Genomic DNA, 13,884 nt, shown 5'->3' with positions numbered 1-13,884 from the left:
TGTTTCAGGTAGTCCGCTTAATGAGCAGCCTTCATTCGGATGCCGACGCGGGTGCGACCTGTGCAGACCAGATCATACAGATCGGCCGTTTGCTGGGCCACATGCTTCCAGGTGTAGCCCGCCTGTACGTGTTTAACGGCCGCTTTACCCATGCGTTGACGCAGGTTCTCATTACCAAGCACAACCGCCAGTTGATCGGCCAACAGCTTAGGACTTTCCGGCGGCACCAGGTACCCCGTCACACCCGAAATAACGGTATGTTTGATTCCCCCGACCGACGAACCTACAACGGGCGTACCACAGGCCATCGATTCCAGGGGCGTAATACCAAACGGCTCATACCAGGGTGTAGTCACAAAAACATCGGCGGCACTGTAGTACGTACGCAATTGGGAGCGCGCACGGCTACCTATAAACGTCACTCGATCCGCGACTCCTAAACTGGTGGCGAGTTGTTGCAACCGGCCAATCTCCGGGGTCAGTACCGGGTCGGGCGTAGCGCTTTCCCCACCCACAACAAGCAGCCGGGCTTTCCGACCGTTGATCGGCGGTAACACGGCCAGCGCGCGTACGACATTATCGATTCCTTTTCGCGGAACAAGCCGCCCCAGTTGAAGAATAACCGGTTCTTCGGGGTCGAGTCCGGCACTGGCGCGCGCCAGCCCCTGATCCAGCGGAAAGAAATCGGTTGGATTATAGCCGTTCGGAATAATCGTCAGCTTGGCGGGGTTGGCACCGTACAGGGTTTGCAGATCGGTGGCATCCTGCGGGCAAAGTGCTACGACGCCACTAGCTTTCTGCACGAGCTGCTTCTCAATGGCCGTTCGTTCAGCGGGGAATCCGTCCTTAGTCCCCTGACACAATTGCCTGACGGCTCCCAACGCATGAAACGTTATAACGAAAGGAATACCCAGCAGTTGCCGAAGGCGCATCGCTACAACCCCCGACATAAAGAAGTGAGCGTGAATAACCCGGTACGTGCTATTCTCCCGTTGAATAAACTGGGCCATCTTCTCCGCAAAATCGTCCATCACCGGAAGCAAATGCTCTTTGGGAATGTACTTGGGCGGGCCAGCTGCCACGTGAATAACCCGAACGCGCGGCTGCCAGTGAACAACATCGGGCACCGAAGGCGAATCAAGCCGGGTAAAGACGTCTACCCAATAACCCAACCGGGCCAGCTCCTTCGCTAGTTCGGCTACAGCAATGTTCTGACCGCCTGCATCAATGCCCCCAATGGTAGCCAGGGGCGAGGCATGGTCAGAAATTAATGCAATGCATGAGGTCATAAAATTATCGTTTCATGTCTGGGTTAGAGGAAAAACCCGCTTACTCTTTACTTACTTCTGAGTAGGCAAACGTTCCGTTCTGGAGAAGGTTTGGGAATGGCTAACATGACGGACCGTTTATGTTCAATTTGTGAGGATTCGGCGCCCATCACCCTTGAAACAGGCGAGTTTTAGATCGCCCTAAACATTCGTCAGCTTAACCACGTTACGGCCCCAATAGACACTCTTTTTTAATGCGACAACTCAATATTCTGATCTGGCACATTCACGGTGCTTATTTAACCGCTATTACGTCTACGCAACACAACTGGTATGTTCCTACCCGCCCCGACGGCGGTGAGGGTTACGCAGGACGGGGTCTTGATTCGACCATGCCCGACTACGTGCACGAAGTTCCCGCCGACCAGGTGCAAAACCTTGATTTAGATCTGATTATTTGCCAGACACCCAAGAACTACCAGGTTGACCGGTTCGACATTCTTTCGCCTGAACAACAGCAGTTACCGGTGATTTATCTGGAACACAACACACCCGAACCGCACCCAACCAACTCCCGCCATCCAGCCGCCGATGACCCCAACGTAACACTCGTTCACGTTACGTATTACAACCAGCTTATGTGGGACAACGGCCAGACTCCGACCCGCGTTGTTGAACATAGCGTCGCCATTGACCCAACGCTCCGGTACGAAGGGAGACGCAATGAAGGCATTATCGTCGTTAATGAGTTACAACGGCGGGGTCGAATGGCGGGCTTCGATTTGTACGAGCAACTGCGGAAACGTGTACCTCTGACCGTTGCGGGCATGAAAGCGCAGGACATTGGCGGCATTGGTGAAATCCATTATCGCAACCTGCATAAGCGCGTAGCCGAGTACCGCTTTCTGTTCAGCCCGATGCGCTACAGCAGTTTACCGCTGGCCGTTATCGAAGCCATGACCATCGGAATGCCCATCGTTGCCCTGGCAACAACCGAGTTGCCGACCGTCATCGAGAATGGGGTGCATGGCTTCGTGTCGGCTAATGTCGATGAGTTGGCCGACCGGATGCAGTACCTGCTCGACAATCCCGATGAGGCCAAGAAACTCGGTGATAATGCCCGAGCCCTCGCCCAGCGTCGCTTTGGCCTGGACCGCTTTGTCGACGAATGGAACAGCGTATTTCTGGCCGTAGTAAACAGTAGTGAATCAATCAATTCGACAGCTTCCTCTATCGTATGAGCACAGTTAAACCAGCCCTTCAGGAACCGGCTCTCATTTCGCATCTGGCGGGAGCAAACAACTACTCCTGGCTTTACTTTCGGAATGGCGAGAAAAAAATGCTGGCCAAATCGCTCAGCTATCTACACACCTTATTAACTGGCTTTGTGCGCGTTCACAAAACGGCATTGATCAATCCGGTTTGCGTGAAAAGCCTGCAAAGCCCGCCGAGCCGCCGGATGCCGGGAGCGGTTCAACTGGAAAACGGGGTTGAATTGCCGGTTAGCCGCCGACGCTGGCAGCAGGTAGCCGAAGTCCTGCAACCTTTCCTTGACAACGAGATCTCTGACCGAGAATACGTCGCCAACAGCGCTGCCACTACGTCAACGGCTCAACAGGTCCAGGCCTCCATCCTGCTAGTTACAGACGAGACCGACGACGCTCAGGCGTTCAAACACATTATTGAAACGAAATGGCCCCGGTTCATTCTACACGCCATGCGGCATGGTACCCTTTTGCCAGAAATGCTGGCCGATCTACCCGCCCACGAGCGACCGGCGCTTATTTTGATGGACGCCCGAAAAGCCAGAGCGGAACGGTTGCACGCACTCCGGAGGCTGAAAGAATTACCAAACTGTAGTCGGATTCCGGTGTTGCTGATTACCTCAACGAATCACAACGCCATTGCGGAAGGATACGAGCGCTACGCAAACTCAGTAATTGCACTGCCCGACCAGCCCGCGACGTTGGTAGCCGTCGCCGAGCGAATCGGGCAGTTCTGGTTGCAAACCGTTGCGTTGCCAATTATCGACATACCGGACAACGAATTAGATTAGCATACGGGTGGGGGGCAGTGTAGATGTCCCCCACCAGTACGTACGCAAATGCTGGAAGTAAAGAAGCCAATCGCCGTAGTCAAGTGGTTTGACGATGTACGATGAACAGCCTTTTTCGTACAAGTCCAGAATATCGTCCTGAACCGTGGAGCTACTGAAAACAATGACGGGAACCCACTTGCAGGGTACAGGCATGGCACGAACCTGTTCAAGTAACTGCAATCCGCCGGTGCGTTCTGGAATGTACAGATCCAGCAGAACCAAATTGGGCATGTCCCACTCCTGAACGGCCCAATCGTCCAGATACGCCGAGGCTTCCTGCTGCGACGAAGCCCGTATCGTGTCCGCTTCGGGTATCACTTGCTGGATGGCCCGCTGAATAAGCGTCCAGTGATCATCGTTATCTTCGACCGCAAAGATTTTTGTACATTTAGAATTGGTCCTGCTAACGTTGGTTCGTTTAAGAGTAGCCATTTTCCTTAAATAGGGAAGGTATAGTACTTTAAACCATAAATATACTATAGAGTTTGTATAATAAAGAGTATCTTCTAATTAATTGACACAATGAACGTTAGCTCGAAGACGTAACTATTCACCTAAAAGTCCAAGAATCGGCCAGGAAACGCTCCTGGCCGATTCTTTTGTAAACCAGCGACTTACTTTGTATCCGTCCGGTTGAGCGCCGATTTTTCTGGTTGACTGATTCGTAGTACATAATCGAGTGTGCGGTCGTAGCCGTTCAGGATATCGGTAATGGTGGGCTCGATCAACTGGTCGGGGATAATTCCGCGATCCGCGTGCGGGTACTCGGTACTGTTTGCCATGTTGAAACCAAACATGCCAATACCCAGATCGATTTTTGAATTGGGCAATTGCGTAATGGCGAAGAGACCGCTAACGTCGAGGTTGTACCCTCCGCCGGTTTCCTGCCCGACGAACACAACCTCACCCGCGCGTTGCTTCCGGTTGGCGTGCAGATGAGCGGCTAATTCAGTGGTAACCGAAAAACTGGCTCCATTGATCAGCACGTATACTTTACCCCGATACGCGTCACGGTTCGGCTTCTGCTGCCGGAGTCCGCGCTGTAGGGTAAACACATAGCCATCACCCCGTTTTCGTACGGCGAGCCACCGGAATTTTTTGTACAAGGTTGATGTCCAGACCGGAAACGAGTATTTTTTCTTTTGTCGCACGCTGATGTGGTCATAATAGCGAAACGGCTTATCGGCCAGATAAGAAGCCAGCCTGATCCCCCACGACTCCTCCCCTCCTTCGTTGCTGCGCAGATCAAGCACCAGCTTTTGCACCCCGTTCTGCTTGATCGCCCGGAAGGACTCTTTTAGAAACACCTTGAAGTCAGGGTCGGTTTTATCGGACCAGAAGCGCTCAATGGTCATTACCGCAGTTTGCGGATTGACGAAGGACAGGCGAAACGGCTTTTGCGCAACCGGCTTCTTTTTCGTAACGTAGTCCTTGATCGTTACTTCGGCAACGGGCGATACGATGACTGTTTTTTCTTCATCACCCGTTTTGTAAACCACCGTGAATGCGTCGGGTGCCCCTATAAACGTCGCGTAAAAACCGGAGAAGTATTGATTTAAGTCTTCGTATTTCCCACCGATGCGATTACCGTCAGCAAACGTCATCATGGGTAAGAGCTTTTCAATAATAGCGGCAATCGACTGGCCATTGATCGACCGAATCTCGGCTCCGGCAGGAACGGTGTCTGGGCCGTAATTCCCGACAACCCACGCCTTCTGACCAAGGAAATAAAGCTTCAGCGGAAACAGCTTATCGGTAGCAAATGGATAATGTTCATCCCGGCCCGCAACAATCCATTTTATGTGCCCATCGCGCAGGGCAACCAGCAGGGGCACCATCGTCACGTAGAATTCCTGCTGGCTCATGGGCCGGTTGAGCCGGGCCTCCGTTGCGGTAAAAAGCGAATCGAACGTGGCCTTGGGTGTATAGCGGTACATTTCGGGATGCACCTCCGCCAGGGCGGTTCGAAAACGGGTAAAATCAGCCTGTAGCTGCTCCGGCGTAAGCGTCTGGCCGAACAGTGGCAAGCGAAGCGTAATGCCGAGTAAAGCGATTAATCCAATGCGGTTCATCAGTCGTCGTTGTTTTTGGGTGAACGACACAAACATGGCTAGTGCGGGCCGTAAAGAAAATCTATCACCACCTGAACTGCCCGGATTTAGGGCCGGAGTGTCGGTTTTATTCACCCAGCCAACGCTTGAAATCGCCCGCCCGCTCCCGACTGACCACCACTTCTTCGTCAAAAGCGGGACGGAGTATCACCTTAAGTTTTCCGTTAAAATACAGGTGCACTTTATCCACGGCCCGCATCTCGGCAATGATCTGCCGATTGAGCCGGAAAAAGCGTTGTGGGTCGAGCATCTGCGCTAGTTCGTCCATGGTATAATCAAGCAGCCATTCCGAATCGTCGCGGGTTTTGAGAAACGACATCTTGTTGCGGGTCACGAAATAAGCCACCTCGTCAACACCAATCGAAAACAACCGCTGCCCCTGCTTGATCATAAACCGCTCCCGGTAGGTTCCGTTTGTAGGCGTGGGTGCTTGAACGGCTGTCGTTGTTACGGGCGCGGCTACCGATGCGTCACGCACTTGTTGAAGCAACGTAGCCAGTGCTCCTTCCAGCGATCCCATTCCGGCGGTTTGGGACGTCAGTACGTGTCTAAGCGTTTGTAATTTAGCCAACGCCTGCCGAAGATCGTCTTCTTTGACCGGCTTGAGCAGGTAGTCGATGCTATTGACCTTGAAGGCTTTAATGGCGTATTCGTCGTAGGCGGTCGTAAAAATAACCGGACTCGTTATCGGCACCTGATCGAAAATCGCAAAACTCTGCCCATCAGCCAGTTCGATATCCATAAAAATCAGGTCGGGACGCGGATTGGCCCGAAGCCATTCAACTGATTCGTCTACGCTGACAGTCGTGCCGACCACCCGGACGGCGGGGTCAACCTCCACCAGCAATCGCCCAAGTTTACGGGCCGTCAGTTCTTCGTCTTCAATGATGAGCGTAGTCATAGCGGGTTTGGTGAATAAGCGGAATCATTACCTGAAAATGCGTGTCGGTCTGTTCGATGACAACGGCGGGTTGGCCCATAAGCCTGTATTTAGCGGTGATATTCGCCAGCCCGGTTCCGTTGGAGGGCACCCGATTTTGTTTTTTATGCAACGTATTGCGCAAAAACAACCGTTGGTCCGGATCGGTGTCAATGCGAATAAGCAACGGACGATTGGGTAAGGCGGTGTTATGCTTGACCGCGTTCTCGACCAGCAGTTGCAGCGTCAGGGGCGGGATAAGTAGCGAACGACAGGATTCGTCCACGGCGATGTAGAGTTCTACGCTTCGTCCGAAACGCATTTGCAGCAGGTGAAAATAAGCCCGGATAAACTGCAATTCACTGTCGAGTGTTGTTAGGGCCTGTTCGTTGGTTTGCAGGACATAGCGGTACACCAAGGCTAATTCTTCGATGAACCGCTCGGCCTGTTTAGGATTTTCGCTGACCAGCGAGGAAAGTGTGCTCAGGCTGTTGAACAGAAAATGGGGATTTATCTGCGCTTTGAGCGAATCGAGCTGGCTTTGCAACGCTTGTTTTTTGAGCTGTTCAGCTTCGTAGTACGTGGCCCACCACTGGCGGTAAAGATAACGGGCTTCGTAAATGGCGGCCAGCGGCACGGTGAACAGAAACGGAATCAGCGTATTGACCCAATAAGATCGCTCCGTCATGGGGTACCCCCAAAACTCCGTCACATCGTACAGATAAACAAGGGCAAGCCGCTGCACAACGGTCGTAACGCTAAACCAAAGCACCTGTTCGATAATGCGGGGTGTTGTCTGCTTCAATGTCGGGTGATGCCGACGCGCCCGGATGATACCCAGCCGGGCGATTTCCCAAATCAATAGGCACTCCACCAGACTCGCACCCAGGGCAACCCACCGGCTGATGTGGTGGGCATCGTTGTCGGGTTGAAAGAAAATAAAATTGGATACCAGGCAGATGAGTGGCACTCCCACCAGCCGCATCCATCGGTCGTTCAGCTTTTCCATGCGCGACTAAATATACCGCTGCGGTGCGGCAGACCAGCGCTGACCGCTACCGAAATGTCGGAAAAGCAGCCTGAACTGACCCATTTAGTTATAAATTGATACAAACCTCCTTTTATACTCAAAGTGCCTCATCCTGAATCTGTAGCCTTTTCGATGACAAAGAATTCAGCCGCTACTACCCCGTTGTCTAGCCAATTTGGTTGCCCGCCCGACTGTGGTCCTGATTCAATGACGAGTACCGACATCAACCTTCTTTTCGACCGGTTCACGGGCGTCAGGGTCGGCGTTATTGGCGATTTTGCGGTGGATCTGTACGTCGACCTCCGGACCGACACCGGTGAACAATCGCTGGAAACGGGGCTGGATGTGTTCTGGGGAAGCCATCCGAGGGCATCACTGGGAGCAGCAGGCAACGTCGTTCAAAACCTGGCTGCCCTGGGCGTATCCTGCATTCAGGTGATCGGCTGCGTGGGTAACGACCTATTCGGGCGGGAAATGCGCTACCTGTTCGATTCACTGGGTGTTGATACGAGGTACTTGTACACGATCGCCGACGGATGGGACACCTGCCTGTATACCAAGCCAGCGCGAAACGGTCGGGAGGCCAATCGGATTGATTTCGGCACGGGTAATACCGTATCCGACCTGTTTTTTGGGTCGCTATCGGCCGATCTGGACCAGTTGCTGCCCAAACTAGACGTGTTGGTTATCAATCAGCAGTTTGCCCACCCGCTGCTCACGGGCGAGCGGGTTGCCCAATTGAACGAGCGGATCGCCCGATTTCCCAACGTGCGGTTCATTGCTGATATGCGCAGGGAAGGAACGCAGGTGCAGGGGGCTACGCTAAAAGTAAACACCGCCGAACTAGCCCGTTTCCTGGCTATCGACCACCCGGACGAACCAGACCTGAACTGGTGTCTCCAACACGGGGAAGTTTTGCAAAAACGAATCGGTGGTCCCTTGCTGATAACCCGTGGGCCAGCCGGTATTTTGTGTATCGACCAGGCCGAAACGAAGCGCGTCGACGGGCTGACACTGGCGGGCCCACTGGATACCGTTGGCGCGGGCGATACCGTCGTTGCGACCTGGGCGGCTTGTCAGGGAGCGGGCGCGTCCATGAGCCAGGCCCTGACGCTGGCGAACTTGGCAGCCGCCGTGACCGTCCAGAAGTGCAATCAGACCGGTACGGCCTGTTTATCCGAAATCCTCGCGTTACACCATAGCCACTACGCCCATGACTAACGAAGTCTTCGACCAGCACATTCAGGAACTCCACGCGCACCTGACCAACGAACTGCTCCCCTTCTGGACAACCCGAACCGTCGATGCAGTGAATGGTGGTTTCATCACTCATTTTGATCAGTACGGCAACGACTCCGGCGAAGACGAAAAATCGCTCATTGCCCAGACCCGGTCCATCTACACCTACGCATCGGCCCATCGGGCGGGTTATGGCGAGGGAACCCTGGCGGAGCTGGCCCGGCACGGAGTTGATTACCTTTTAAACTCGATGTGGGATGAAGAATACGGCGGTTTCTACTGGATGACCAACCGAAAAGGCGAGGTGCTGAACGACCAGAAAATTGTGTACGGGCAAAGTTTCGCGATTTATTGCCTGAGTGAGTACACGCTCGCAACGGGCGATCCGCGCGGGATAAAATACGCCCGTAACGTGTTTGATCTCTTGCAGAAACACGCCACCGATACGACCTACGGCGGCTATTTCGAGATGTTTCACCGCGACTGGACACTCAGCGGACCGGAGGCTGGTGGCGGTGACCGCAAAACGCTCGACGTACACATGCACCTGATGGAAGCGTTCACCACCTTGTACGAGTGTACGCGTCAACCGCTTCATCGGCGAAAGTTGCTGGAAGTGATCGAACTGCTGGTCAAGCGAATCATGCATCCGGTATACGGAACGGGCATACCGCAGTTCTGGGCCGACTGGCAAGTAGCGCCCCAAATCAAATTCGATGTTATCTGGGGCTGGGACCGCTTCACGGAAGACGGGGTTAAGCGAGCCGCCGAAGACAATACCAGTTACGGCCATAATGTTGAATTCGCCTGGCTCCTGCTCCACGCGCTCTCCGTCCTGAATCTGACTTATGATTTATACCGCGATCAGTTCGTGAAATCCTTTGTCCACGCCGTTGAGCATGGCGTGGACTGGGCGTTTGGCGGGGTCTTCGTCGAAGGGTCACACGCGGGCGAGGTGTATGACCGGGAAAAAGAATTCTGGCAGCAGGCCGAGGTGCTCATTGGCTTTCTGGACGCCTACCGCCTATTCGGCGACGAACGCTACTGGCAGGCTTACGAGAACGTTCACCGCTTTGTCATGGACAACATGATCAATCACTCCGTTGGTGAATGGTGGCCGCTGATGACCCGGCAGGGCATTCCGATCTGGACGCACATGAGTCATTCCTGGAAGATCAACTACCATACCGTACGATCCGTGGTGCAGTCCATTCGCAGGCTGAATGCTCTGAAAGCCGATCTGAACAAACCTCGATGATTGTGCCGAAGGCCCCATTTCTGACTGGCAGCGTCGCTACTCGTACGTTTACAAGTCAACTTAGCGACGCTGCCACGGTTCGATTGGGTTAATCGGTCTCAACCGAACTGGCTCCGCTAAGCCGCTGCCGCACCGAAGGTCTTCCCCGGTACCGAACGTTACTCGCTCCGCTGGCCTCGATGTCCAGCGAACCTGATACGCTCACATTTGCTTTACTGGCCCCGGACAGATTCAGGTTTGCCGCATCGACCGGATACGCAAACGCCTGGAGCATCGACGCTCCCGACAAATCCGTTCCGAGCGAAGTTCCGGCACCACTGAGTTGCAGATTTGACGCACCCGATAACGCAACCTTCACTTGTCTGGCCTGTACCGTAAACTGACCCTTCGAGGCCCCCGACAGCTCAATATCGAACTCGTTCAGATCCGAGAAACCCGCTATCGACGATTGACTGGCTCCCGAAAAGGCAACGCCCCGCAGCGTCGGCATGGTAATCGTAAACGACGTTTCGTACTGCCGGTTGCGGGAATTGCGGTAGCGGGCATACAAGGTTCCGTTGCGGGTGTACACATCCAGATCATCCAGGTTTCGTCGGTCGCCCTCGGCCAGGATGCGGTAGTCGTTTCCTGGTTGAACCATTATCGTAAATGCGCTGCCCATGTCGAGCCGGTCAAAATTGCCTAGACCGAACGTTCGCTGATCGCTTTGGAAAGGACCGATGTCTTCCCGACGCCAGCCACAGGAACTAAGATTGATAATCAGAAAGGCAGTGCATAGGAACTGAAAAAATGATTTACGCTTCATGGTGTTAATTCATTGTTGTTTCCCTAACAGCGAGTCGTTTCAGGAACCTATACCGTTTTGTAGCAAAGTAGTGATCCCAAATCTCCGACTTCGCAATCAGGACAATCGAATTGGCGAATACCCCTATGCGCCGTGCTTTTTTTTGCTCGAAAAAAAAGGTCACGAATTACCGAACCGTAGTCCGGCCTGAAAGCCAATCCAGCCCCAGAGGTAGGTAGAGCCGAAAGCTGAAACGCGGTTATCGAAAAGCGAAAGGGTCGGCTGCGTGACGGGGCGACTGGCTTCGTCCTCGCTAAAATACCAGTTGACGGAAGGGCCAAAAGCAAGTGACAGGTGTTTGCTGAATCGTGTCTCGATCAACGTGCCTAGACGAATCTGTTGATTATTTTCGTAATAACCCCGGTTGTAGAACAAGTGATGCGCTGTCGCTTCAAGGCTCATCATCGTCCGTCGGGACAGGGTAAACGCCGTTCCTAACCCGTAACCCGCACTTACTGTAGGGCTACCGATTCGCTCGAAACTCGTCCCGGCGGTGAAAATGTTATAGAAGCGCCGGACGCCCGTTCGGTAGGCTACATTAAGCAGATTTACCTCGCCCGTGGCTACCTCGATCCGTCGATAACCGCCTTTCCGTACGTGGCTAAATAAGCCAATCGGCACCTTTTCGACGGAATCAGCCAGGTTTATCAACCCGATTTGGTGCCCCCGCGTAACGGTCCGCGCCCGGTTCAGCAACCCGCCGATTTGCCAGCCCCGCACGTCATTGCGCGCATAGTTGACCAATCCAGCTAATTGCACTCCGTCGATCGAGCCACCGGCGAAGTTTAATAAACCGCCGATCTGCACCATCCCCGGCTGGTCGCCCAGGGTAGCGTTGAACAAACCACCAACCTGAACACCCGACGCCTGCTTTAAATTGACGGTAAATAGCCCACCCGCCTGAAAGCCATTTACCTGCCCTCCAGCGACGTTAAACAAGCCGCCAAACTGCGCTCCTGTCACGTTGCGTCCGACAAGGTTACCGAGTCCACCCGCCTGGAAACCATGAACATCAGCTTGTACAAGGTTGAGCAACCCACCCACTTCAAACGAACGGACACCAAACGAATACCCCACTAAGGCGTTGAATGAAAGCCGGTTGATGATTCGACCGCTCAGCCGGTGGTTCGTGCCGATGTAAGGCACCAGAGACACCTGCCAGTCGCGGTAAAGCGTATCGCGGCTGAGGTTGATGTCGTGAATGGCTTGTTGCGTCGATACAAACAAATTCATGATACCTATTCGACCACGTTCGATTATTGACCAGGGTTTCTGTTCCGGTGTTGTGTCATTAACCATCGCAGGCATCTCCACAGGAACGCTATTGACGGCCAACGCCATCGCCGACCGGGTGGTATCGTCGGTTATGCGAATGGGTATGGTTTCGACGCTGATTTGCTGGGGTAGCGGTTTCAGGCGGACATTGACCGTATGCGTAAACGTACCGCGAATCGTAACGGTCTCCCGCACGTACGCTTGTTTACGCACGTCGAGCCGAATGCTTGGCAAATCAGCGGGGAGTTTGATGCGGTAGTAGCCGAATGGGTTGCTGACGGTTGAGGCAAGGGTTGTTTTTTCAAAAATACTGGCCTGGGCAATTCGCTTTCCGGTCTGTTCATCGAGGATATAACCGTCCAGCAGCAGATTCTTGGGCGTCGGTTCGGTTGGGTCCACCCGCAGCAGAATGACGTGATTCCCCCGCGATTTAAAGGTCATACCATTGGCAAACACCTGATTTAGCACCTGCCGAACCGTCCCGTTCGTCAACCGAACGCTTACAACAGCACTTTTGTCGATGTGCGCCGGGTTGTACGAAAACGCGAAATGGCCGGCAGTGCTGATCTGGCGGAGGGCTTCCTCAACCCGCTGGTTTCGAATATCGACCGTAATCAGCCGTTCGAGCGGGGGTGCCGATTGCGCCCGTAACCCGATGGCGGAACAAAAGAAAAACAGAGAAATACAGGAACGAAGCAAAGTCATTGTACAGCTAATTTTCAACCAAGACAGCTGATGGGGACTTATCCCCTACTCACTGACAGGTTCCGTCTAAAATTACCTGCCTGCCAACGTGCCGGACCCGCAGGCCAAGCGTTTCGGCGGTGATTGCAACGACCGCGTTCAACGGTGCATTGTCGAAGCGGGTCGTTAACCGACAACTGCCCAGCGGCTCATTACCGAGTCGTACGTCGGCGTTATACACCTGATTCAGCGTTTTCACTACGTCCCGGAGCGGCTCATTGTCGAACACCAACTGACCCGTTTTGTAGGCAAACACATTCGTAGCCAATTGAAGCGACCGGCGAATGGTATCCCCTTTCGGATCGAAGGTGGCCTGCTGATTTTTGGTCAGCAACACCGATTTGCGTTTACTGGCGAATCGCACTTTCCCCGTCTGAACGGCCACGCTGACGTTTGCATCGTAAGCCCGAACATTAAACGAAGTCCCCAGCACCTGCACCGTGGTTTGCCGGGCCTGAATGCGAAACGGTCGCTCGGCATCCGGCATGACCTCAAAATACGCTTCACCCGTTAGCGTGACCGCTCGGATATCGTCGTCAAAAAGGGTCGGATAACGCAGGGTCGAGTGGTGATTTAGCCACACTTTCGTGCCATCGGGTAGGATTCGCTCAGCCCGTTGATCCGTTGTTGTAAGAGTCAGGTAAGCCTCCGCCGGACGCTGCTTGTTCTGGAATTGAAAGACCAGCCACCCTACCCCAACGGCTACGACCAGCACGGCAGCGGCCCGCCAGATAGCCCGATTCCAGATCGGCTGACGACGTGGCGGCTGGGGTTCGGCTGACCTACCCGGTTGCGGTTTTTGAACGGGCATCGGTTTGACAACAGGATCGGCTTTCGCCGAAGTGCGAGATTCAGTCGCCTGCATTTTCTGCTGCATTGACAGCCAGGCCGCATTGGTATCAATTGGCTTCTTGTCGGCGGGAGTAGCGTTCTGCCATAGCTGCGCAAAGCGCTCAAAATCCGCCTGGCTGGGTTCGTTCGGGGCTGAATCCTGACTGGCGAGCCACTGCTGTACCCGCGCCGACTCACTAAGGTCGGTTTCGCCCGCCAGGAATTTTGCCAGCAAAGCGTCATCTATGGGTCGTTGGTCTGCCATGA

12 protein-coding genes are annotated in these 13,884 nt (G+C 54.0%); 4 read left to right on the top strand and 8 right to left on the bottom strand.

Annotated features, from left to right (window positions below; all coding sequences use genetic code 11):
- Positions 1–17: 17 nt before the first annotated feature.
- Positions 18–1,289 (bottom strand): glycosyltransferase family 4 protein, encoded by a 1,272-nt coding sequence (locus LQ777_RS11870; protein ID WP_232562736.1) that lies wholly within the window; start codon positions 1,287–1,289, stop codon positions 18–20.
- Positions 1,290–1,522: 233 nt separating this feature from the next.
- On the opposite strand from LQ777_RS11870, the gene LQ777_RS11865 reads away from it, so the two are divergent.
- Entirely contained in the window at positions 1,523–2,509 is a 987-nt protein-coding gene (locus LQ777_RS11865) for a glycosyltransferase (RefSeq protein ID WP_232562735.1), read from the top strand.
- Positions 2,506–3,324 (top strand): LytTR family transcriptional regulator DNA-binding domain-containing protein, encoded by an 819-nt coding sequence (locus LQ777_RS11860; RefSeq protein ID WP_232562734.1) that lies wholly within the window; start codon positions 2,506–2,508, stop codon positions 3,322–3,324. The genes LQ777_RS11865 and LQ777_RS11860 overlap by 4 nt, the downstream gene beginning before the upstream one ends.
- Here the strand turns inward: LQ777_RS11860 and LQ777_RS11855 are convergent.
- From LQ777_RS11855 to LQ777_RS11840, 4 genes are all read right to left on the bottom strand, one after another.
- Positions 3,316–3,798 carry a response regulator gene (locus tag LQ777_RS11855; RefSeq protein ID WP_232562733.1) on the bottom strand — a complete coding sequence of 161 codons (483 nt, stop codon included), beginning with the start codon at positions 3,796–3,798 and terminating at the stop codon, positions 3,316–3,318. The genes LQ777_RS11860 and LQ777_RS11855 overlap by 9 nt on opposite strands.
- A 182-nt stretch (positions 3,799–3,980) precedes the next feature.
- Entirely contained in the window at positions 3,981–5,552 is a 1,572-nt protein-coding gene (locus LQ777_RS11850) for a S41 family peptidase (RefSeq protein ID WP_232562732.1), read from the bottom strand.
- Entirely contained in the window at positions 5,545–6,378 is an 834-nt protein-coding gene (locus LQ777_RS11845; RefSeq protein WP_232562731.1) for a LytR/AlgR family response regulator transcription factor, read from the bottom strand. The genes LQ777_RS11850 and LQ777_RS11845 overlap by 8 nt, the downstream gene beginning before the upstream one ends.
- The gene (locus LQ777_RS11840; protein ID WP_232562730.1) at positions 6,359–7,405 is read right to left on the bottom strand and encodes a sensor histidine kinase; all 1,047 of its coding nucleotides are present in this window, start codon (positions 7,403–7,405) and stop codon (positions 6,359–6,361) included. The genes LQ777_RS11845 and LQ777_RS11840 overlap by 20 nt, the downstream gene beginning before the upstream one ends.
- A gap of 153 nt (positions 7,406–7,558) precedes the next feature.
- Between LQ777_RS11840 and LQ777_RS11835 the strand changes: the two genes are divergently transcribed.
- Together LQ777_RS11835 and LQ777_RS11830 are read left to right on the top strand one after the other, a co-directional pair.
- Positions 7,559–8,647, top strand: a complete 1,089-nt coding sequence (locus LQ777_RS11835) for a bifunctional heptose 7-phosphate kinase/heptose 1-phosphate adenyltransferase (RefSeq protein WP_341871373.1) — start codon at positions 7,559–7,561, stop codon at positions 8,645–8,647.
- Positions 8,640–9,923, top strand: coding sequence for an AGE family epimerase/isomerase (locus LQ777_RS11830; RefSeq protein WP_232562729.1), 1,284 nt, complete (start codon positions 8,640–8,642; stop codon positions 9,921–9,923). The genes LQ777_RS11835 and LQ777_RS11830 overlap by 8 nt, the downstream gene beginning before the upstream one ends.
- 88 nt (positions 9,924–10,011) lie before the next feature.
- Here the strand turns inward: LQ777_RS11830 and LQ777_RS11825 are convergent, their stop codons facing one another.
- The 3 genes from LQ777_RS11825 to LQ777_RS11815 form a co-directional block, all read right to left on the bottom strand.
- Positions 10,012–10,728 (bottom strand): head GIN domain-containing protein, encoded by a 717-nt coding sequence (locus LQ777_RS11825; protein ID WP_232562728.1) that lies wholly within the window; start codon positions 10,726–10,728, stop codon positions 10,012–10,014.
- Positions 10,729–10,887: 159 nt separating this feature from the next.
- Positions 10,888–12,747, bottom strand: coding sequence for an STN and carboxypeptidase regulatory-like domain-containing protein (locus LQ777_RS11820; protein WP_232562727.1), 1,860 nt, complete (start codon positions 12,745–12,747; stop codon positions 10,888–10,890).
- A gap of 49 nt (positions 12,748–12,796) precedes the next feature.
- Entirely contained in the window at positions 12,797–13,882 is a 1,086-nt protein-coding gene (locus LQ777_RS11815; protein WP_232562726.1) for a FecR family protein, read from the bottom strand.
- Positions 13,883–13,884 lie beyond the last annotated feature (2 nt).

The organism is Spirosoma oryzicola (assembly GCF_021233055.1).
In the GTDB taxonomy this organism is placed as follows: domain Bacteria; phylum Bacteroidota; class Bacteroidia; order Cytophagales; family Spirosomataceae; genus Spirosoma; species Spirosoma oryzicola.
The sequence above is the reverse complement of the archived record's forward strand: the minus strand, read 5'-3'. Positions and strand labels throughout refer to the sequence as shown.